Source organism: Delftia sp. S65 (assembly GCF_016516495.1).
In the GTDB taxonomy this organism is placed as follows: domain Bacteria; phylum Pseudomonadota; class Gammaproteobacteria; order Burkholderiales; family Burkholderiaceae_C; genus Comamonas; species Comamonas acidovorans.
In genome coordinates this window covers 50,387-70,392 of the sequence record NZ_JACVUR010000005.1, presented here as the reverse complement: position 1 = coordinate 70,392, position 20,006 = coordinate 50,387, and the positions used below count along the sequence as shown (strand labels likewise).

The 20,006-nt window shown below is 68.2% G+C and carries 18 protein-coding genes; 11 read left to right on the top strand and 7 right to left on the bottom strand.

Features of this window, described 5'->3' with window-relative positions; all coding sequences use genetic code 11:
- The first annotated feature begins 67 nt into the window (after positions 1-67).
- Genes IAE24_RS06630 through IAE24_RS06610 form a run of 5 tightly spaced genes read left to right on the top strand, consistent with a single transcriptional unit; the run spans position 68 to position 4,797 of the window.
- On the top strand, positions 68-1,069 hold the full coding sequence (locus IAE24_RS06630; protein WP_199960461.1) for a TRAP transporter substrate-binding protein: 1,002 nt from the start codon (positions 68-70) through the stop codon (positions 1,067-1,069).
- 17 nt (positions 1,070-1,086) lie between these two features.
- Complete coding sequence (locus tag IAE24_RS06625; RefSeq protein WP_199960462.1) at positions 1,087-1,626, top strand: TRAP transporter small permease; 540 nt, start codon at positions 1,087-1,089, stop codon at positions 1,624-1,626.
- Between the two features lie 13 nt (positions 1,627-1,639).
- Complete coding sequence (locus IAE24_RS06620; protein ID WP_199960463.1) at positions 1,640-2,899, top strand: TRAP transporter large permease; 1,260 nt, start codon at positions 1,640-1,642, stop codon at positions 2,897-2,899.
- Between the two features lie 33 nt (positions 2,900-2,932).
- On the top strand, positions 2,933-3,793 hold the full coding sequence (locus tag IAE24_RS06615; protein ID WP_199960464.1) for a transketolase: 861 nt from the start codon (positions 2,933-2,935) through the stop codon (positions 3,791-3,793).
- Complete coding sequence (locus tag IAE24_RS06610; protein WP_199960465.1) at positions 3,790-4,797, top strand: transketolase family protein; 1,008 nt, start codon at positions 3,790-3,792, stop codon at positions 4,795-4,797. Before IAE24_RS06615 ends, IAE24_RS06610 begins: the two co-directional genes overlap by 4 nt.
- Positions 4,798-4,855: 58 nt before the next feature.
- Here the strand turns inward: IAE24_RS06610 and IAE24_RS06605 are convergent, their stop codons facing one another.
- Positions 4,856-5,542: a winged helix-turn-helix domain-containing protein gene (locus IAE24_RS06605; protein WP_180318378.1), complete on the bottom strand. Its 687-nt coding sequence runs from the start codon at positions 5,540-5,542 to the stop codon at positions 4,856-4,858.
- 33 nt (positions 5,543-5,575) lie between these two features.
- Entirely contained in the window at positions 5,576-6,994 is a 1,419-nt protein-coding gene (locus IAE24_RS06600; protein WP_325100515.1) for a hypothetical protein, read from the bottom strand.
- Positions 6,995-7,476: 482 nt separating this feature from the next.
- Between IAE24_RS06600 and IAE24_RS06595 the strand changes: the two genes are divergently transcribed.
- Together IAE24_RS06595 and IAE24_RS06590 are read left to right on the top strand one after the other, a co-directional pair.
- Complete coding sequence (locus tag IAE24_RS06595) at positions 7,477-8,523, top strand: porin (protein ID WP_013804713.1); 1,047 nt, start codon at positions 7,477-7,479, stop codon at positions 8,521-8,523.
- Between the two features lie 159 nt (positions 8,524-8,682).
- Positions 8,683-9,009 carry a CzcE family metal-binding protein gene (locus IAE24_RS06590; RefSeq protein WP_013804714.1) on the top strand — a complete coding sequence of 109 codons (327 nt, stop codon included), beginning with the start codon at positions 8,683-8,685 and terminating at the stop codon, positions 9,007-9,009.
- Positions 9,010-9,076: 67 nt separating this feature from the next.
- On the opposite strand, the gene rpe is transcribed toward IAE24_RS06590, so the two are convergent.
- Entirely contained in the window at positions 9,077-9,760 is a 684-nt protein-coding gene (rpe, locus tag IAE24_RS06585; protein ID WP_012202654.1) for a ribulose-phosphate 3-epimerase, read from the bottom strand.
- A gap of 116 nt (positions 9,761-9,876) precedes the next feature.
- Here rpe and apaG point away from each other — a divergent pair, with 116 nt between their 5' ends.
- The 4 genes from apaG (at position 9,877) to IAE24_RS06565 (ending at position 14,879) form a co-directional block, all read left to right on the top strand.
- Positions 9,877-10,284 (top strand): Co2+/Mg2+ efflux protein ApaG, encoded by a 408-nt coding sequence (gene apaG / locus IAE24_RS06580; RefSeq protein ID WP_034367895.1) that lies wholly within the window; start codon positions 9,877-9,879, stop codon positions 10,282-10,284.
- Between the two features lie 52 nt (positions 10,285-10,336).
- A complete protein-coding gene (locus IAE24_RS06575; protein ID WP_012202652.1) occupies positions 10,337-12,304 on the top strand; it encodes a site-specific recombinase in 1,968 nt (655 codons plus the stop codon).
- A 198-nt stretch (positions 12,305-12,502) separates the two neighbouring features.
- Positions 12,503-13,765 (top strand): cation:proton antiporter, encoded by a 1,263-nt coding sequence (locus IAE24_RS06570; RefSeq protein ID WP_043820084.1) that lies wholly within the window; start codon positions 12,503-12,505, stop codon positions 13,763-13,765.
- Positions 13,755-14,879: a YbdK family carboxylate-amine ligase gene (locus tag IAE24_RS06565; RefSeq protein ID WP_013804717.1), complete on the top strand. Its 1,125-nt coding sequence runs from the start codon at positions 13,755-13,757 to the stop codon at positions 14,877-14,879. Before IAE24_RS06570 ends, IAE24_RS06565 begins: the two co-directional genes overlap by 11 nt.
- A 20-nt stretch (positions 14,880-14,899) precedes the next feature.
- Here IAE24_RS06565 and IAE24_RS06560 read toward each other — a convergent pair whose 3' ends face one another.
- The 4 genes from IAE24_RS06560 to IAE24_RS06545 form a co-directional block, all read right to left on the bottom strand.
- Positions 14,900-17,020 (bottom strand): alpha/beta hydrolase domain-containing protein, encoded by a 2,121-nt coding sequence (locus tag IAE24_RS06560; protein WP_199960467.1) that lies wholly within the window; start codon positions 17,018-17,020, stop codon positions 14,900-14,902.
- A 123-nt stretch (positions 17,021-17,143) separates the two neighbouring features.
- On the bottom strand, positions 17,144-18,127 hold the full coding sequence (locus IAE24_RS06555; RefSeq protein WP_199960468.1) for a Bug family tripartite tricarboxylate transporter substrate binding protein: 984 nt from the start codon (positions 18,125-18,127) through the stop codon (positions 17,144-17,146).
- Positions 18,128-18,175: 48 nt separating this feature from the next.
- Positions 18,176-18,547, bottom strand: a complete 372-nt coding sequence (locus tag IAE24_RS06550) for an AtuA-related protein (protein WP_013804720.1) — start codon at positions 18,545-18,547, stop codon at positions 18,176-18,178.
- The gene (locus IAE24_RS06545; protein ID WP_199960469.1) at positions 18,544-19,992 is read right to left on the bottom strand and encodes an acyclic terpene utilization AtuA family protein; all 1,449 of its coding nucleotides are present in this window, start codon (positions 19,990-19,992) and stop codon (positions 18,544-18,546) included. The genes IAE24_RS06550 and IAE24_RS06545 overlap by 4 nt, the downstream gene beginning before the upstream one ends.
- Positions 19,993-20,006: the final 14 nt, after the last annotated feature.

The following is a 20,006-nucleotide window of genomic DNA, read 5'->3' as shown; positions in this document are numbered from 1 at the left end:
CCTCACCCGCACCCACCGGCCTGGCCATGGCGCGCATGGCCCCCCAAAAAGCAAAGGAGACAAGACCATGCAGAACAAGCATTTCCAACGCGCTGCCCTGGCCGCAAGGGCCTTGGCAGCCTGCGCCCTGCTGCTGCCGGCACTGGCCGGCGCCCAGGCCGTGAAGCTCACGCTGGGCCACGGCGCGGCGCCCGACAATCCGCGCCACCTGGCCTCGCTGAAGTTCGCTGAACTGGTGAAGGCGCGCAGCGCGGGCCGTATCGAGGTGCAGGTCGCGCCCTCGGCCCAGCTGGGCGACGACGCGGCCATGGTGACGGCCCTGCGCACGGGCGCGCTGGACCTGTCGGCCAATTCCCAGGGCGCGGTGGCAGCGGCCGTGCCCGAGTACGCGGCCTATGGCATGCCGTTTCTCTTCGCCACGCCGGCCCGTGCCTTCCAGGTGCTGGACGGGCCGCTGGGCCGGGAGCTGGCCGACAAATCGGCCGCCAAGGGCATGGTGGTGCTGGGCTACTGGGACAACGGCATACGCCACATGACCAACAGCAAGCGGCCCCTGCGCAGCGTGGACGATCTCAAGGGCCTGAAGATGCGCACGCCGCCCGACGCGGTGCTGGTGGACATCATCCAGGCCCTGGGCGCCGAGGCCCAGCAGATCAAGTTCGCCGAGCTGTACGTGGCCCTGCAGCAGGGCGTGGTCGATGGCCAGGAGAACCCGCTGGCCAACTTCCACGCCAGCAAGCTGTACGAGGTGCAAAAGCACCTGACGCTGACGGGCCACATGTTCCAGATGACGCCGCTGGTCATGGGCAAGCGCAGCTGGGACCGGCTGCCGGCCGCCGACCGCACGCTGCTGGCCGAGGCCGCGCAGGAGGCCACGGCCTACCAGCGCCGGCTGGCGCGCGAGGCCGACGACAAGCTGCTGGACGACATCCGCGCCAAGGGCGTGGAGGTCAGCACCATCGACGCGCGGGCCTTCGCCCAGGCCACGGCCAAGGTGCAGGACAAGTGGCTGGCCAGCCCTGCGGGCCCCTATATCGCCAAGGTCGTCAAGGCCGCAGGCGCGCAGTGAAGCGCAGGGAGCCGTCCATGAATCTCATCGAACGCCTGGTCACGGGCCTGTGCCGCGCCGTGCTGTGGACCAGCACCCTGGTGATCTTCGTGATCCTGGTGTGCAACACCGCCCTGCGCTATGCCAGCGGCGCCAGCCTGCAATGGGCCAACGAGGTGCCCGAGCTGCTGTTTCCCTGGCTGGTGATGTCGGGCGTGGTGCTGGCCGCCGCCCATGGTGCCCACATCACCACCAGCTTTCTGGTCGAGGCCCTGCCGGCCCGCGTGCAGCGCGCCACGGCCGTGCTGGGCTGGCTGGCCGTGGCCGCCCTGTACGCCACGCTGGCCTGGTCCACGCTGAACATGCTGGAGATCGTGCATGACGAGCGCAGCCAGATCCTGGGCATTCCCGGCTCGCTGACCTATGGCTGCGTGATGGTGGGCATGGCGCTGCTGGCCTTGCTGGCCCTGCAGTCGGCCTGGCGCGCCTGCGTGGCGGGCGGGGGCCGGGCATCCGCAGGGGCTGCAGATGCGGCCGATGCCGAACCCGTGCGGCCCGTGGCCGCCGCGCACTGGTGAAGGGGGCAGGTCCATGTCCTTCATCATGCTTTTCGTCTTCATGGCGGGCGCCGTGATCGCCATGCCCATTGCCCACGCGCTGCTCATGGGCGCCATGGCGGCGGCGGCCACCTCGGACCGCGTGCCGCTGGACCTGCTGGTGCAGCAGATGGTGGCCCAGGTGCAGAGCTTTCCGTTGATCGCCATTCCGTTCTTCATGCTCACCGGCTCGCTGATGATGGGCGGGCGCCTGGGCGAGGCCCTGGTGGGCGTGCTGTCGGCGCTGATAGGGCGCTTTCACGGCGGGCCGGCCCAGGTGGGGGTGATGTCGTCCACGCTGTTCGACGGGGTGTCGGGCTCGGCCGTGGCCGATGCCTCGGCCATCGGCTCGCTGATGATCCCGTGGCACAAACGGCTGGGCTACCCGCCCGCGTTCTCGGCGGCCACGCTGGCGGCGGCGGCCACCATCGACATCCTGATCCCGCCGTCGATCCCCATGATCCTGTTCGCGCTCAGCGCCAATGCATCGATTGCGGCGCTGTTCGTGGCGGGCATCGTGCCGGGGCTGCTGATGTGCGCAGGCTTCATGGGCGTGTGCTGGTGGGTGGGCCGCAGGCGCGGCTTTCCGCGTGACACCACGCCCTTTGCCTGGCCCGCCTTCCGGCGCCACCTGCTGTACGCCAGCCCGGCCCTGCTGCTGCCGGTGCTGATCATCGTGTTCCTGCGCTTCGGCATCGCCACGCCCACCGAGGTGGCCGTGCTGTCCACGCTGTATGCGGGCCTGGTGTCGGCCGCCATCTACCGCGACCTGGGCTGGCGCCGGCTCAACGATGCGGTGGTGCATGCGGGCCTGGCCACGGGCGTGGTGCTGCTGGTGATCATGGCCTCGTCGGCCATCGGCTGGCTGCTGACCTTCGACCGCATGCCCGACGGCATCGTGCAGTGGGTGCAGTCGCATGTGCATTCGGCCTGGCTGGTGATCGTGCTGATGAACCTGCTGATGCTCTTCATCGGCATGTTCATCGACCTGCCGGCCGCCGTGCTGCTGCTCACGCCGGTGTTCGTGCCGCTGGCCCAGAGCATCGGCATGGACATGACCCAGCTGGGAATCATGATGGTCGTGAACCTGGCCCTGGGGCTGTACACGCCGCCCGTGGGCACGACGCTGTTCATCACGAGTTCGCTGGCCCGGGTCAAGGTGGGCCAGACCGTGCGCGAGCTGATTCCCTTCTACCTGGTGGCGCTGGCGGTGCTGGCGCTGGTGTCCTATGTGCCGGCCAGCATCCTGCGCTGAGCCGCGCGCCCTTCCATCCCGAGGAGACGATGCATGAACCAAGAACTGCAACAGCGCCTGGACCGGCTCGCGGCCTGTGCCTGGCGCATACGCCGCCGCGCCCTGCAAATGGGCGAGGTTCAGGGCCAGGGCTACATAGGCCAGGCCCTGGGCTGGGCCGATGTGCTGGCCGTGGCCTATGGCGACGCGCTGCGGCTGCGGCCCGATGAGCCCGGGTGGGAGGGCCGCGACCGCTTCCTGCTCTCGCACGGCCACTACGCCATCGCCTTCTACGCGGCCCTGGCCGAGGCGGGCATCCTGTCCGACGAGGAGCTCCAGACCTATGGCAGCGATGACAGCCGCCTGCCCATGTCGGGCATGGCCAGCTACACGCCGGGCATGGAGATTTCGGGCGGCTCGCTGGGCCAGGGCCTGCCGATCGCCGTGGGCATGGCGCTGGCGCTGCGCCACAAGGGCAGCGATGCCTTTGTCTACAACTCCATGTCCGACGGCGAGCTGGACGAGGGCTCGACCTGGGAGGCCGCGCTGTCCGGCGCCCACCACGGGCTGGGCCGGCTGATCTGCCTGGTGGACGTGAACAACCAGCAGGCCGATGGCCCCTCCACGCGCATGCTGGGCTTCGAGCCGCTGGCCGACAAATGGGCCGCCTTCGGCTGGCATGTGCAGCGCGTGGACGGCAACGACCTGGCCCAGGTGGTCCAGGCCTTCGACGCGGCGCGGTCGCTGGCCGAGGACCGGCCCCGCGTCATCCTCTGCGACACGCTGATGGGCAAGGGCGTGCCCTTCCTGGAGCAGCGCGAGAAGAACCATTTCATCCGCGTCGATCCGCCCGAGTGGCAGCAGGCCCTAGCCATCCTGGACGCATCGCAACCCCTGGAGCCCGCCCTGCCATGAACATGCCTCTTGCCACCCCCAAGCCCCGGCCGACCACCTCGGCCATGATTGCCTCCATCGCCGCCGAGGGCCAGCGCGTGCAGGCCGCGCCCTTCGGCAAGGCCCTGGTGGAGCTGGCCGCCAGCCGGCCCGATGTGGTGGGCATGACGGCCGACCTGGCCAAGTACACCGACCTGCACCTGTTCGCCCAGGCCCACCCCGAGCGCTTCTTCCAGATGGGCATGGCCGAGCAGTTGCTCATGGCCGCCGCCGGCGGCATGGCCAAGGAGGGGCTCACGCCCTTTGCCACCACCTATGCCGTCTTCGGCACGCGCCGGGCCTATGACTTCATCCACCAGGTGATTGCCGAGGAAAACCTGGACGTCAAGATCTGCTGCGCCCTGCCCGGCCTGACCACGGGCTACGGCCCCAGCCATCAGGCCACGGACGATCTGGCCATGATGCGGGCCGTGCCGGGGCTGACCATCGTCGACCCCTGCGATGCGCTGGACATCACCCAGGCCGTGCCCCAGATCGCGGCGCACCGCGGCCCCGTCTACATGCGGCTGCTGCGCGGCAACGTGCCGCTGGTGCTGGACGAGTACGACTACCGTTTCGAGCTGGGCAAGGCGAAGATGCTGCGCGAGGGCCGCGAGGTGCTCATCATCTCCAGCGGCTTCATGACCATGCGCGCGCTGGAGGCCGCCCAGCTGCTGGCCGCCGACAACGTGGGCACCGCCGTGCTGCATTGCGCCACCATCAAGCCGCTGGATGTGCAGGCCATCGTGCAGGCCGTGGCCAGCGGGCCGCGGCTGGTGGTGGTGGCGGAGAACCATTCGGTGGTGGGCGGCCTGGGCGAGGCCGTGGCCGGCGCCCTGCTGGAGCGCGATGTGCGGCCCGCGCGCTTTCGGCTGGCGGGCCTGCCGGACGCCTTCCTCGATGCGGGCGCCCTGCCCACGCTGCATGAGCGCTACGGCATCAGCGCCCAGGCGCTGGCGGGGCGCATCCGGCGGTGGCTGGGCTGAACGCCCGGCGTTGTGGCAGCGGGCGCTCCAGAGCAAAGCAGGGCAGTGCAGATGAGGGCTACTTGGCGGGATCCCCGTCGCGCAACGCCAGCAAGTAGCCCATGCCGCGCACCGTGTGCAGCAGCTTGACCGCATAGGGATCATCGAGCTTGCTGCGCAGCCTGCACACCGCCACATCCACCACGTTGTTCAGCGCATCGACGGGCAGGCTCCAGACCTGCTGCACCAGTTCGGCGCGCGTGACCACATCGCCCTGGCGCTGCAGCAGCAGCCACAGCACGGCGAATTCCTGGCGAGTCAGGTCCAGTCGCCGGCCGGCACGCTCGGCCCGCTTTTTCGACAGGTCCAGCACCAGATCCGCCAATGTCAGGCGCAGGCCCTCCTGGCCGGCAGAGCCTCGCATCCGCAGCCGTGCACGGGCCAGGAACACCGGCAACCTGACGGGTTTGACCAGGTAGTCATCGGCGCCGTTCTGCAGGCAGAACACCTGGTCCTCCAGACTGTCGTTTGCGGTGACCACGATGGTGGGCGTGTCGCCCGCCTGGAGCAGGGTCTGCAGGACCGCACGCCCGCTCTGGCCAGGCAGTTCCAGATCCAGCACGAGCAGGCTGTAGGCGCGGCTCAGTGCCAGGTTGCGGCCCTGCAGACCGTCATGCACGACATCGACGTTGAATCCGTCCTGGCACAGGCCCTGGCACAGGTACTGCGCCGACGGCGGGTGGGCATCCACGATCAGGATCTTCATGTCTTTTCCTTCGCACGCGGGCACAGGCGAGGCTCAGGCCAGCACCTGCCGGAGGATCTGCTGCTGCCGCCTGGCCCATTTCGTGCCAATGCGAATGGCATCGCGCTGCTGTGAGGAGGCAGAAGCGAAGAAGACCGTTTCACTGATCTGCAGGCGGTGAAACAGCCGCCGCATCTGCAGGGATCGGGCCCTCAGCGAGCCTTCCGGCGCCAGGGATTCCCCGTGCTGCGCCGAGAACATGGACGCGGCCTGCTCCAGGCAGCGCTGGGCATCGGGCGTGGTCGCGGGCACGGCACGGGGCTCGCACAGCCGGGCCTTGGCCACCAGGGGGTTGTGGCCCACCACCAGCCCCCAGGGACGCATGGCGGTCGAGGGATTGACCGACAGCGCCTCCAGCTTGGTGAGCCCGAACACGCGCGCCAGGCGCAGGCGCATGGCCAGCAGCGGGGCATCTGGCTGTACGGCCTCGATGGCCGCGAGGGCCTCCTCCTCGTTGTCACCGCCCACGGGCAGCAGCAAGGAACGCAGCAGCAGCCCGGCCAGCACGTCCCCCTTGGCCGCTGCAGCATGGAGCAGGGCCACGCCCTGTTCCATGGGTTCGATGTGCGTGGCATCACGCAGCACCAGTGCACCCAGACGGCGCTCGGCCTCGGGCAGCCCGTGACGTGCCGCCTTCTCCAGGCAAAAGCGTGCCAGGGTGGGATTGGCCACCGAGCTGCGGTAGTCGGAGCAGATGCGGAACAGGTGCAGCCAGGCGGTGACGATGCCGCCATCGGCAGCGCGCAGCAGCAGGGCTGCGGCCTTGCGCAGGTTCTGCGCATTCACGAGGTTTTCGGGAGCCAGGTGTGCACAGGGCAGCCCCGAAAGCGCCCGTCCAAGCACGTGGCAGGCGCGCACGTCTCCATTGGCGGCGCACCGGTCCAGGCTGGCTTCGATACAGCCCACGGTCAGCCGTCCCAGGTCATGGCCCGCCACCTCCGCCTGGTGGACCAGGTCGGCAATCAGCTGCTGCATGACCGGGCCATGAGCGGCATGAGGCAGGTCGCGCAGGAGCTCCAGCATCCGCACGGCGCGGTGCGACTGGCCCTTGGCCATGGCCTGCCGGGCCTCGCAGGCCATGACTTCGGCAATGTCCAGCGGCTGTATGGCGCGCAGGATCTGCAACGCCTGCAGCAGCTCACCGGATGTGTGCGCAGACACGCTGCTTGCCAGATGGCTTGGCAGTGCGGCGCTGCACTTGCCAAGGCACTCCAGCGCCAGATCGAGCTCCCCCCGGATGAGATGCCAGGCGGCAAGCTTCTGGCGCCCGACATCCTCGTACTCCGCCGCGATCCTCAGGGTCTCCAGCAGCCCGTGCTCCAGCAACTCCCTGAGCGGCAGATGCAAGGCTATGCAGACCGAGGCCTGGCGCCTGGCCTGCGGCAGTGCGGCCTGCAGATACTCCAACCCCACCGGGATGCTCCTGGAAACGCCGGGGCCCCCGGTCAGATACGCCTCCCCGAGCTGAAGCCTGGCACCCGTGTCCCCTCGCCTGGCCAGCATCCTCAGCTTGACATCCTCGCGCCGCATTTTTCTGTCCCCTCCTATCTTGCGATACCCGCTCACAGCCGTATCAACAACCCGATACGAGTTGATTTTTTCTTCTTTACCGGATTCAACCCCCGGGATGCTAGCAATCTCCAGAATCCATCTACCCAACAGAAAAGTGACATTCAAGACATATTGAAGAAAGATAACTGCCATGAATGGTATTGCAATCCATTGGTGTTGGCCGGACGGAACATGTTGAGCCCTAAAAACCTGTGATTGGCTTGCCACCCCCCGTCGATTCCTTTTCAAGGCTCCTGGCGCCGCCCTGTGAATTCTAGTATTTACAACAGCATCCGTTTTGAAATGGATGCGCATGGAATCCACATTCAATACAAGGACCAGGCATGAAATTCAATCGTATATTGGCGGCCGCACTGCCCGTCATTTCGCTGGCGGCCAGCGCGCAGTCATCCATCACCCTGTTCGGCATCGTTGACGTCAATGGGCGCTACGTGAAGAACAGCGATCTGCCCAGCAACATGACCATGAACAACAGCGGGCTGTCATCGGGCCGGTTTGGCTTTCGCGGCACCGAGGATCTGGGCGGCGGATTGAGGGCCGAGTTCTGGCTGGAGTCAGACCTCTATGCCGACACCGGCACGACAAACGCCAATGGCAAGTTCTTCCAGCGCCGCTCCACGGTGAGCTTGGCGGGCGGCTTCGGCGAGCTGCGCCTGGGCCGCGATTTCACGCCGGCCGCGCAAAATCCCACCAAGTTCGACCCGTTCAACGTGATCGGCCTGGCAAACTCCAACATCATCAGCCGCCTGCCCGGCACCTTCTCGAACTACTACCGCAGCGACAACGCCATCCAGTACTTCACTCCCAAATGGAGCGGTTTCCAGGCAGAAGTGATGTATGCCCTGGACGAAGACCCCGTGAGCAGCGCCGGCCGCCATTTCGGCAGCCGCCTGACCTACGACAACGGTCCTCTGAACCTGGCGCTCACCTATGGCTCGACCGATGTGAACGCTGCGGGCACCAAGCTCAAGCAATACGGCGCAGGCGCCTCCTACGATTTCGGCTTTGCCAAGCTGATGGGGTATTTCCAGCGCGAGGACCTGCCCTATGGCACCTATGGAACCCGCATCGCGGGCTCCGAGGACCGCTGGCAGGTCGGCCTTACCGTGCCCGTGGGTGCGAACTACATCCGCGCCTCCTATGTGCGCACCGATTCGCGCCGTGGACCGGTTGCCTTCAATGGCAGCGATGCCAACAGGTATGCGATCGGCTATGTGCACAACCTGTCGCGGCGCACAGCGCTGTACGGAACCCTTGCACGCGTGACCAACAAGGGCGGGGCCAATTTCAGCCTCAATGGCGGCACCACCGGATTGGCTGCGGGCGGCAGCTCCACAGGCGCTGAACTCGGCATGCGCCACAGTTTCTGAAGATTTCCACGCATTTGCGGCAATATGGCTGAAATGTCATCCGGCTGCCCGGATATATAGAAGCCGATGACTCTACAGTCTCCGCCATGGACTGAATACAGTTCATGGCGGATTTCATGAATCCGCCCATGTATCCGCCCTATTTCGGAGGCATATTCAATGAAATCCATATTCATATTGGGCACCGCAGCAATCGTCATGGCTGCATTGCCGGCCCATGCGGAACGCTTTGCAAACGGCAAATCCTATTACGGATCGCCCGCGCCTGCGGGCGTCTACCGTACTGTCGATCTATCGCAGAAAGCGCCCATCAATATCGCCTGCGGCGAAACCGTGAATTTCACCAGCCAGGGCCGCACATTCGCGTGGAAGGTCAGCTCCATCCAGCACAACCATGTCCCGGTGGCGCGCTTTGCGCCGCCCGGTTTCGACACGCAGGGCAAGAGCATCTTCGTCATGCCCGGAGAGCATGAGCTGGGCGGCTGAAAGCGCCGTTGGCAACAAAAAGGGCCCGCAATTCGCGGGCCCTTTTTTGCTGGAGGCAGGCCGAAGCTCAGGCCGCCAGGGCGCCGCGCATGGCGTCGATCACGGCCTTGTAGTCAGGCTTGCCGAAGATGGCGCTGCCCGCCACGAAGGTGTCGGCACCGGCATCGGCCACGCGGCGGATGTTGGTTTCCTTGATGCCGCCGTCCACTTCCAGGCGGATGTCGCGGCCGCTGGCCTCGATGCGCTTGCGCGCGGCCTCGATCTTGCGCAGCGTGCTGTCGATGAAGCTCTGGCCGCCGAAGCCGGGGTTCACACTCATCAGCAAGATGAGGTCGATGTCGTCGATGACCCAGTCCAGCACGTCCAGCGGGGCGGCGGGGTTGAACACCAGGCCGGGCTTGGCGCCCTGGGCGCGGATGTTCTGGATGCTGCGGTGCACGTGGGCCGTGGCATCGGGGTGGAAGCTGATGTAGTCGGCGCCGGCCTTGGCGAAGGCCGTGGCCAGTTCGTCCACGGGCGAGACCATCAGGTGCACGTCGATGGGCACGGGCTGGCCGTCGGGCGTCTTCGCATGGGGCTTCAGGGCCTCGCAGATCATGGGACCGAACGTGAGGTTGGGCACGTAGTGGTTGTCCATCACGTCGAAGTGGATCCAGTCGGCGCCGGAGGCGATCACATTCTTGACCTCGTCACCCAGACGGGCGAAGTCGGCAGACAGGATGGAGGGGGCGATGCGGTAGGTGGGGCTCATGGCCTGCGATTGTCGCAGCTAGCCCATGCCGGCACCAGCGACGGCACAAAGCCATGGGCGGCGGCGCGTGGGGACGTTCGCAAGCCGGTACATTGCGGGCAGTTACCATTGCCGCCATGCCCATGAACGAGTTCCAGGTCCAGGTCCGCCCCGCCTTTTTGCCAGAGCAATCCGCTCCAGCGGCGGGCGTATACGCCTTCTCCTACACGATCACCGTGACCAATACCGGCCAGGTGCCGGGCCAGTTGATCGCGCGCCACTGGATCATCACCAACGAACTGGGCCATGTCGAAGAGGTCAAGGGCCTGGGGGTGATCGGCCGCCAGCCGCTGCTGCAGCCCGGCGAGACCTTCGAGTACACCAGCGGCTGCCAGCTGCGCACGCCCAACGGCAGCATGCAGGGCAGCTATCTGTGCATCAGCCACGAGGGCGAGGTCTTCGAGTGCCCCATCCCGCGCTTTCATCTGCAGTCGGGCGCTGGCGGCGACAGCTTTCCAGACCCTGACAACCGCGTGCTGCACTGAGCGCGTTCCTCGGGGGAGGCGCTAGTCTTCCGCCCTGCCGCAAGACCCCTACATGAAGCGAATCACCCAAGACCTGCCCGGCCTTCTGGCCGCACTCGACCCCGAGGCCGACCTCGCGCACCGCCATATCTGGCTGATCCACCTGCTGGAGTGGGTGCGCGCGCCCAAGCCGTCGGTGGACGGCGCCGTGCAGCGTGTGCAGTTGCTGGTGGAGGCCGTGGAGGCCGACCCGGCCGTGCGCCAGCGCCTGCATGCCTGGTGGCTGCGCTTCATCGACACCGTGGACATCACGGCGCTGCTGGCCGATTTCGGCTTTGCGCCGCGCACCAACATGTTCAGCGAGCTGTCCGAGCGCGCACGCTACAAGCTGCTGCCCAGCACGCCGGAGACGGTGGATGCCTCCGAGCTGTTCATGCTGGCCATGCCCGACGAATTCGACGCGCGCTGGCTGCACGCGCTGGAGGCGCCGCTGCTCGAACGCATCGCACTGCTGCTGACCGACGGCAGCGAGGGCCAGGGCAGCAGCTTCTGGCAGAACAGCCTGCTGGGCTCCATCACCTATTGCACGGGGCAGATCCTGTCCACGGGCTTCTCGCCCGAACTGCGCCTGCGCATGGACGAGCAGGCGCGCGACGACCAGCCCTTCCACGCCCTGATCCACGACGCCGAGAGCCTGCGCGTGGAGGTGATGCACGCGCTGCGCACCAATGACCGGCGCGATGCGGCCGAGGCCCGGCTGCGCGAGCGCCTGGATGCCTGCCGCGCGGCCGTGACATCGGTCTACACCCATTTCGAGTCCGAAGGGATTTCGGTGGGCCTGGTGTTCCGCCTGCGCCAGCTGCGCGCGCGCATTTTGCGCGTGCGCCGCCTGCTGGACTGCCTTGTGGCCGACAACCGCGCCACCGAGACGGCCGACCTGTTGGCCAACCTGGTGTCCGTGGGCATCGAGCGGCGCAGCCTGCGCGCGCTGCTGTCCACCAACACCTCGCTGCTGGCGGCCAAGGTGGCCGAGCGCAGCGCCGAGACGGGCGAGCACTACATCACGCGCACCGGCCGCGAATACCTGTCCATGGCAACCAAGGCCGCCGGCGGCGGCTTCGTGATGGCCTTCACCACGCTGCTGAAATTCGCGCTCTACGCGCTGGGGCTGTCGGCATTCTGGGGCGGGCTGGCGGCGGGCATCAACTACTCCATCAGCTTTGTGCTGATCCAGCTGCTGCACTTCACGGTGGCGACCAAGCAGCCGGCCATGACGGCACCGGCCATGGCCGCCAAGCTCAAGGACCTGCGCGCCAGCGAGGCCATCGAGGAGTTCGTGGACGAGGTCGCCCACCTGGTGCGCTCGCAGGTGGCGGCGGTGCTGGGCAACGTGCTGGTGGTGCTGCCCATGGTGCTGCTGCTGTCGCTGGGCTATGCCCAGCTGTTCGGCCACACGCCGATTGACGGGCCGCATGCGATTGCCGTGCTCGACTCGCTGAGCCTGCTTGGCATGTCGCCGCTGTTCGCGGCCTTCACGGGCGTGCTGCTGTTCGCCAGCAGCCTGATCGCGGGCTGGGCCGAGAACTGGTTCGTGCTGCGCCGGCTGGACTCGGTGATCCGCTACAACCCCGGCATCACGCGCTGGCTGGGTGCCAAGCGCGCCGACCGCTGGGCGCATTTCTGGCGCAAGAACATTTCGGGCTTTGCAGCCAACGTCTCGCTGGGCATGATGCTGGGCTTGGTGCCCGCGTTCGCGGCCTTCTTCGGCCTGGGGCTGGAGGTGCGCCACGTCACGCTGTCGGCAGGCCAGATCGGTGCCGCCATGGCGGCCCTGGGCTGGCAGGTGCTGCACTCCGACATGTTCTGGTGGGCGGTTGCCCTACTGCCGGTCAATGGCGCGTTGAATGTCACTGTCAGCTTTTATCTGGCATTCCGCGTTGCGATGAGGGCACACAATGTCAGCGGAGTCGACCGCTCGCGCATCTATTCGGCCATCCGCCGCCGTCTGCGCACAGCGCCGCTGAGTTTCTTCCGCCCCTGAGCCTGCGGGACCTCGGGAACCACGCGGAACCCACGTGCTGGCGTGCCCGCCCGGCCTTGCAGCCCGGCAGTCACGCCAGTGGATCGCCAACGAAGTGTCCCCGTGCCATGCGCACGGGACGCGGGCTTGCCCGCGCCGCAGGGAAGGCCTTGCGGAGCTTCGCTTGCGGGCCACTGGCTCGCGCAAAGGACCTCGCTTATGAATGACATGCTGAGCTTCTGGGAACCGTGGCTGCGGCCATCGGCCGGGTTGGCCACGGTGCAATGGTCCCTGCTGCTGGCCGTGGCCACCATGGTGGGTTACGCCTGCCAGCGCCATGCGGCCCTGCCCAAGGTGGTCGGCTATTCGCTGGTCGGCGGCATTGCCGGGCTGATCGGCTTTGGCGCCAATACCGCCTGGCCGCTGCAGGGCACGGGATTGTTCCTGCTGGAGCTGGGCGTGGCCATCGTGCTGTTCGAATGCGGCGGGCGCATCACGCTGCGCTGGTTCCGCCACAACCCCATGGTGCTGGTGCAAAGCGTGGCCGAATCCGCGTTGACCTATGTGCTGGTCTCCCTGGTGCTGGGCTGGCTGGGCGTGGCCCCCGAAGTGGCCGGGCCGCTGGCCCTGGTGGCCATGGCGGCCTCGCCCCTGGTGCTGACGCGCGTGGTGGCCGACATGCGTGCCGCAGGTGCCGTGACCGATCGCGGCCTGGTGCTGGCCACCCTGTCCACGCTGTATGCGCTGGCCCTGGGCAGCGCCAAGGCGGGCATGCTGACGCAGCCCAAGGCGGGCTTCGTGGCCTCGATCATGCCGGTGCTGGTGGTGCTGGGCGTCTCGGTGGCCGTGGCCCTGGTGCTGGCCGTGCTGATGCGCCTGGCGCTGCGCTTCATGAGCCCGGCCAGCGAGAACACCTCCATCCTCTTTCTCACCCTGATCTCGGCCAGCGTGCCCGTGGCCTCGTACCTGGGCGGCTCGGCGCCGCTGGCGGCGCTGCTGGGCGGCATCCTGCTCAAGCAGTTCAACCCGCGCCCCTGGGCCTGGCCCCGCCAGCTGGGCACGGCGGCCTCGCTGCTGACCATGCTGATGTTCGTGCTGGTCTCCACCGTGGCCGCGCAGGCCGACTGGAGCGCGCCGGTGGCCGGCGTGGTGGGCGCCGTGATCCTGGCACGCCTGGTCGCCAAGACCATGGGTGTGGCCGTGGGCAATGTGGGCACGGGCGCCAACTGGCGCCAGGCCTTCTGGGTGGGCTGCGCCATGGCGCCCATGTCGTCGGTGGCGCTGCTGATTGCATCGCAGTTCGTGGCCGCCGCGCCCGAGCTGGGCGCGCAGATCGCGGGCGTGGCCCTGCCCACCATTTTGGTGATGGAGGTGCTGGGCGCCGCCCTGGCCACCGTGGCCATCTACCGCTCCGGCGAAAGCTCCCGTCCCTGGAAGCCGCTGAGCCGCACGAATACCGCAGGAGATGAACGTGAGTCTTGAAGCCTTCAACTCGTCCGAACCGCTGACCCTGGGCGTGGAGCTGGAACTGCAGCTGGTCAACACCCACGACTACGACCTGGCCCCCTACGCCGAGGACATGCTGCGCCTCATGCTCAAGAACCCGCTGCCCGGCAGCGTGGTGCCCGAGATGACGAACAGCATGATCGAGATCTCCACCAGCGTCTGCCATTCGGCCTCGGAGGTGCTGGGCCAGCTCAGCCAGATCCGCGATGCGCTGGTCAAAAGCGCCGACAAGCTCAACATCGCCGTGGTGGGCGGCGGCACCCACCCCTTCCAGCAGTGGCATGAGCGGCGCATCTACGACAAGCCGCGCTTCCAGGAGCTGTCGCAGCTGTACGGCTACCTGTCCAAGCAGTTCACCATCTTCGGCCAGCACGTGCACATCGGCTGCCCCGACGCCGACGCGGCCCTGCTGATGCTGCACCGCATGTCGCGCTACATCCCGCACTTCATTGCGCTGTCGGCCTCCAGCCCCTATGTTCAGGGCCACGACACGGCCTTCGACTCGGCGCGGCTGAACTCGGTGTTCGCCTTTCCGCTGTCGGGCCGCGCGCCCTGCGTGCTGCACTGGAGCGAGTTCGAGCAGTACTTCGACAAGATGACGCGCACGGGCGTGGTCAAGAGCATGAAGGACTTCTACTGGGACATCCGGCCCAAGCCCGAGTTCGGCACCATCGAGATCCGCGTGTTCGACACGCCGCTGACCATCGAGCGGGCAGCCGCCCTGTCCGGCTACGTGCAGGCGCTGGCCGCCTGGTTCATGGACACCCAGCCCTTCACGCCCGTGGAAGACGACTACCTGGTCTACACCTACAACCGCTTCCAGGCCTGCCGCTTCGGCCTGGAGGCCGTGTACGTGGACCCGGCCACGGGCGAGCACATGCCGCTGGCCGACCACATCCTCAAGACCATGGATGCCGTGGCCGACTACGCGGCCCGCCATGGCGCCGCGCCCGCCCTGCATCTGCTGCGCAGCGACGTGGCCGCCGGCAGCAACGATGCCCGCTGGCTGCGCGAACGCCAGCGCAGCGAGCAGCTGCTGGCCGAGGTCTCGCGCCAGGCGGCCATGCGCTTTCGCGGCCAGGCCGTCTGAGGCCTGCGTTCAGCGCAGGCTCAAGGCAGCACCGCCGCCGCACGCGCGGCGGTGATCTGCGCGTCGGCGTCGCGCTGCAGCAGCAGGCGCTGGCGCACCAGGTCCTGGGCCGCAGCCGTGACGGCGCTCACGTAGCCGGCCTGGTCGACATACAGCTCCTCCAGTGAAGGCCGCCCGTCACCGGCCGCCAGCCGCGCCGCGCGCGTCTTGTGGAAGGGGATGAAGCTGCCCGTGAGGTTGGACAGGTCCACGATGCCCGGCGTGGCCACGTAGTTGAACTCCATGCTGGTGCCCAGCGGTGCCCGCGCCTCCACGCTGCGGATGCCGGCACGCGTGAGGCCGGTGGCCGCATCGACCTGGGGCACGAGGATGGCGTAGTCCTTGCCCGTGGCGCGCGGCGGTTGCAGCGTGGCGATGCCGCTTTCGTCCTGCGGCACGTACTGCGGGCCGAAGTCGAGCAGCGCAAAGCCGTTGTGGCGCGCCAGGTAGCGGAACTCGGGGATGGCGGTCTGCACGCCGCCCACGCTCCAGTTCAGGCCCTTCATGGCGGGAAAGACCAGCTTGTCGGGCCGCACCAGGGTGCCGTCGGCCAGCTTGGGCACCTGGCTGGCCGGCGGCTCGGTGCCGCGCACCACCCAGTCCTCCAGCGCGATGAACAGCGCGCGGAACGTGTCGTTGAAGTGCACCACGGTGCCGGCCGGATAGACATTGCGCGTGGGCGCATAGCCGATGCTGGCCGTGCCGCCTGCGCCGCCATGCTGGGTGCTGGCGTAGTAGTAGATGCGCGCATTGGCGGGCTGGGCGATGTCGCGCAGGCCATGGGCATCGGTCAGCACGGGCGAGCCCTGCAGCTGCCAGAACTCCGTGCCCGACAGGCCCAGGAAGAACTTGGGGCAGGTATTGCTGGCTTCGCAGCGCTTCATCACGCCGCCCTGGCGGCCGCTGACCTCATCGCTGTAGTCCTTGTCCAGGCCGCGCGGCGCGGTCTGGCCGAAGGCCGTGTGGTCGGTGCGCAGGCCGCCCCCGCCGCCGGGCACGGCGAAGCGCGTGTTGATGTTGGTCTGGCGCGCGGCCACGTGGGCATACATGCCGTCGAAGACCTTGCCGCCATCGAGCGCCTGGTTGAAGCCCAGGTGCAGGAAGGTCTTCATGGCATTGCCCGACTGCGAGGTGCCCTGGCCGATGGTGTGCGTGATGCGCCCGGCCAGCGGATTGGCCTTGCCGTCGGCGTCGGCCGCCTTGGCGCGGAAGAAGCTCACCGTATCGCGCAGCGCCGCCAGGCCCACGCCCATGACCTTGGGGTCCTTGGCCACATAGACCAGCTCGTAGAGGTACTGCGGATCGAACCCGCCCTTCAGGCAGACGCTGGTGGCCGCAGGCGTGCCGGGGAAGGGATTGGCGGCGGCATCGCAGCTGGCGAACTTCCAGTCGCCCGCAGGCACGGTCTGGCGCGCATCGGTTTCGTTGATGCGGCGCGTGAGCGAGTAGCCGGCCTGCGTGTTGTCCAGGCTGGCGGGCTCGTAGGGGATCATGCTTCCGTTGAACACGCCGCCGGGCAGGGCCATGGAGGGCACGGCGGCGGCCGGGACCAGCTCGGTGCGGTAGCTGCCCGTGATGCTGCTGCCGTCCTTGTTGCGGGCCACGGGCACAGTGACCGTCAGGCGCGCGGGCGTGGACTTGGGCACATCGCCCTGCCAGGCCGAATACAGCAGCACGTAGCCGCGCTCCAGGTAGACCGCATCGCCGGGCGTGGCCGTGGGGTTGGGCATGGTCAGGATGTTGCCGCGGTTGGGCGCGTCATAGCGCAGCACGCCGCTGGCCTTGGACATGTCCTTGGGCTTGAGCATGACGAAGTCGGTGCTGTACTCGACCATGCCGCGCGCATTGACGGGCGCCAGCGCCAGGTCCTGGATCACGGCGTTCTTCGGGTCGGCCGGGTCCAGCTCGCCGCGCAGCACGCCGGTCACTTTTTCGTAGGCGCCGACACTGCCGTAGCTGCCGGCAAAGTCCTCGGTGGCGCTGATGCTCAGCTGCATGCGCGGCGCCTGCGAACCGGCGGGCGAGTCACTGCCGCCGCAGGCGGTCAGCAGGCCGGATGCGGCCAGGGCAAGGGCCAGTGGATGGGTGGATCTGATGTGCATGTTGTCTCCTTGGGGTCATGGCACAGGCAAGGCTCCGCCCTGGCCGCCGTGCATTGCGGCGGCCTAGGACGGTTCGGATAAAAAGGGAACGGGAGAGCGGGGAACGGGAGAGCGGGGAGCGGCCTACTCGGGCTGGATGCCGGCGGCCTTGATCACCTGGCCCCACTTCTGGGTCTCGCCCGCCTGGAAGGCGGCCAGCTCCTGGGGCGTTGCGGTCCAGCCCTCGGAGCCGGACATCTCGAAGAAGGACTTGGCGCCCGCGCTGTGCACGGCGTCGGACAGAAGGCGGTTGAGCCGGGCCACCACGGCCTCGGGCGTGCCAGCGGGCGCGTAGGCCGCGAACCAGTAGCCCATGTCATAGCCCTTGACGCCGGCTTCCTCCAGCGTGGGCACCTCGGGCAGCTGCGGGCTGCGTTTGGTGGTGGAGTAGCCCAGGGCGCGCAGCTTGCCCGACTTGACCTGGGGCACGCCGGTGGAGGTGTCGGTGATCATCAGATCGATCTGGCCGCCCAGCAGGTCGGTGATGGCCAGCGGATTGCTCTTGTAGGGCACGTGCATCAGGTCCACGCCGGCCAGCTGCTTGAGCATTTCACCGGCCACGCGGCTGGAGGAGCTGCCGCTGCCGAACGACAGCTTGCCCGGCTGCTTCTTCGCCGCCGCCAGCAGGTCGCCCACGTTCTTGTACGGCGCATCGGCGCGCACCACCAGCACCTGGCCGCCCTTGCCCAGCCCGGCCACGGGCGCGAAGTCCTTGACCGCGTCATAGGGCAGCTTCTTGTACAGATGCTGGTTGGCCGCATGCGTGGTGTTGGTGGTGATCAGCACCGTGTAGCCATCGGCCGCCGAGCGCGCCACCTGCTGGGCCGCGATCATGCCGCTGGCGCCGCCCTTGTTCTCGACCACCACGGCCTGCTTGGTCGCCGTGGTCACGGCCTGGCCCAGCGCCCGTGCCAGCTGGTCGGTGGCGCTGCCGGCCGCAAACGGCACGACGAAGGTGATGGGCTTGGACGGATAGTCCTGTGCCAGCGCCGGTGCGGCGGCGGCTGCCAGCGCGCAGGCAGCCAGCACGAGCGCATGGCGGCGGGGGAAGTTGTGCGAAAGGTTCATGTCTGTCTCCTTTGTTGTGATGAATGTGTGACGGGCGGGTGCTGCCGGCTACTCCGGCGCCAGGTGGGGCAGCAGCGAGGCCGGTATGTGGACCTGCATCTGCAGCAGCCAGTACGACAGCGCCTTGCCGTGGCTGTCGAGGTTGAGCGCGTCGTTGACGCCGCCGTCCAGCACCGCGTCCAGCACCCAGTTCATGGCCTGCAGGCGCTGCAGCACGAAGCGCTGCACGCGCGCAGGGCGCCGGGCGGCGAAGTGCGCGGCCACGCGCTCTTCGGTGATCTGCTCCACCAGCACGGGCCAGCAGGCGGCATTCCAGGCGATGAGGCTGATGTTGGAGCGGTTGCCCTTGTCCCCCGTGCGCCCGTGCGCCAGGCGGTACAACGGCACGGTGACGGGCATCGTGGTTGGCAGTGTGTTCATGCGGCGTGCTCCCCGGCTTCTTTCCCGGCCTCTTTCTCGACCCCTTTGTCGATCTCTTCCTCGGCCCACTTCCACCCGGTGGCGACGCTCTGCTGCGCCAGCAGGCAGGACACCGTGCCCAGCCGCGCGCGCAGCGCCGTGCGCACGCCGCCGCCGCCGGCCGGCCCGCAGGTGTACAGCGCATTGACCTCGCGCGGCAGGCGCTGCGCCTGGGCCTGCGTGGGGCGCAGCCAGGCGGCGCGCAGGCGCACGTCCTGGGGGGCGGCTGCGCTGGCCGGCTGCGCGTCGCGCCAGCGGCCGGCGTCGTCGCCCAGCACGCTGGCCACGCCGATCCAGTCCAGGCGCAGGTCGCCTGCGGCCTCGCCGCCCAGGCGCTCGCGCAGCACCTCGCCGGCCAGCCGGGCGCGCTCCAGGGCGCGCGGGCCGGCATAGGAGATCTCGCCCTCGGCCAGCCAGCCCGAGGCATGGCAGACATTGACCTTGTAGTGGCCGTTGTGCGCATGGCCGCGCACGCCGCTCAGGCGCACGGCGTCAGGCCCCACCTGGTGCACCTCGGCCTCGGACAGGTCGGCCACCACGTCGGGCGTCAGGTAGGCGGCCGGGTCGTGCACCTCGTACAGCAGCTGTTCCTTGACCGTGCGTTCGCTGACCAGGCCGCCCGTGCCTTCGGGCTTGGTGATGGTGCAGTCGCCCGAGGGCTCGATGATGGCAATGGGATAGCCCAGCCGCGCCAGGCCCTGCACGTCCTTGAAGCCCGGGTCGGCGAAGTAGCCGCCCGTGACCTGGGCGCCGCATTCCAGCAGGTGGCCGGCCATGGTGGCGCGCGCCAGGCGGTCCCAGTCGTCCCAGGCCCAGCCGAAATGCGCCATGGCCGGCCCCAGGGTCAGCGAGGGGTCGGACACACGGCCGGCCACCACGATCTCGGCGCCGGCCTGCAGGGCCTCGGCAATCGCGCGCGCGCCGATGTAGGCGTTGGCACTGACCAGCGAATCCTCGGGAAACTCCGCGCCCAGCGCGGCCCGCAGCGCCCCGCGGTACGCCGGGCCGCTGACGTCGTCGCCATGCACCACGGCGATGCGCGGCACGCGCAGGCCCAGGCGCTGCGCCAACCGCTGGATGCAGCGCGCCGCGCCTTCGGGATTCGCCGCACCGAAGTTGCTGACGATGCGTATGCCATGCGCCAGGCAGTCGGCCAGCACGGGCTCCAGCAGGTCCTCCAGCAGGGGTTCGTAGCCCGCGTCGGGCTGCTCGCGGCGCGCGAGCTGGGCCAGCGCCAGCGTGCGCTCGGCCAGGGTCTCGAAGATCAGGCAGGCGCTCTGGCCGCTGGCCGCCAGGGCGCGCACCACGGGCGCGGCGGCATCGGTGCGGTCGCCCGAGAAGCCGGCTGCGCAGCCCACCCACAGCGGGGGCTTGTCCGGGGCAAAGAAGGTTTCCAGATGGTCCATGCAGGCCAATGTAG

Bases quoted from the DNA above. Each gene is read 5' to 3' on its own strand.
- IAE24_RS06630 (WP_199960461.1), top strand. From the start codon at position 68: ATGCAGAACAAGCATTTCCAACGCGCTGCCCTGGCCGCAAGGGCCTTG.
- IAE24_RS06625 (WP_199960462.1), top strand. From the start codon at position 1,087: ATGAATCTCATCGAACGCCTGGTCACGGGCCTGTGCCGCGCCGTGCTG.
- IAE24_RS06620 (WP_199960463.1), top strand. From the start codon at position 1,640: ATGTCCTTCATCATGCTTTTCGTCTTCATGGCGGGCGCCGTGATCGCC.
- IAE24_RS06615 (WP_199960464.1), top strand. From the start codon at position 2,933: ATGAACCAAGAACTGCAACAGCGCCTGGACCGGCTCGCGGCCTGTGCC.
- IAE24_RS06610 (WP_199960465.1), top strand. From the start codon at position 3,790: ATGAACATGCCTCTTGCCACCCCCAAGCCCCGGCCGACCACCTCGGCC.
- IAE24_RS06605 (WP_180318378.1), bottom strand. From the start codon at position 5,542: ATGAAGATCCTGATCGTGGATGCCCACCCGCCGTCGGCGCAGTACCTG.
- IAE24_RS06595 (WP_013804713.1), top strand. From the start codon at position 7,477: ATGAAATTCAATCGTATATTGGCGGCCGCACTGCCCGTCATTTCGCTG.
- IAE24_RS06590 (WP_013804714.1), top strand. From the start codon at position 8,683: ATGAAATCCATATTCATATTGGGCACCGCAGCAATCGTCATGGCTGCA.
- rpe (WP_012202654.1), bottom strand. From the start codon at position 9,760: ATGAGCCCCACCTACCGCATCGCCCCCTCCATCCTGTCTGCCGACTTC.
- apaG (WP_034367895.1), top strand. From the start codon at position 9,877: ATGCCCATGAACGAGTTCCAGGTCCAGGTCCGCCCCGCCTTTTTGCCA.
- IAE24_RS06575 (WP_012202652.1), top strand. From the start codon at position 10,337: ATGAAGCGAATCACCCAAGACCTGCCCGGCCTTCTGGCCGCACTCGAC.
- IAE24_RS06570 (WP_043820084.1), top strand. From the start codon at position 12,503: ATGAATGACATGCTGAGCTTCTGGGAACCGTGGCTGCGGCCATCGGCC.
- IAE24_RS06560 (WP_199960467.1), bottom strand. From the start codon at position 17,020: ATGCACATCAGATCCACCCATCCACTGGCCCTTGCCCTGGCCGCATCC.
- IAE24_RS06555 (WP_199960468.1), bottom strand. From the start codon at position 18,127: ATGAACCTTTCGCACAACTTCCCCCGCCGCCATGCGCTCGTGCTGGCT.
- IAE24_RS06550 (WP_013804720.1), bottom strand. From the start codon at position 18,547: ATGAACACACTGCCAACCACGATGCCCGTCACCGTGCCGTTGTACCGC.
- IAE24_RS06545 (WP_199960469.1), bottom strand. From the start codon at position 19,992: ATGGACCATCTGGAAACCTTCTTTGCCCCGGACAAGCCCCCGCTGTGG.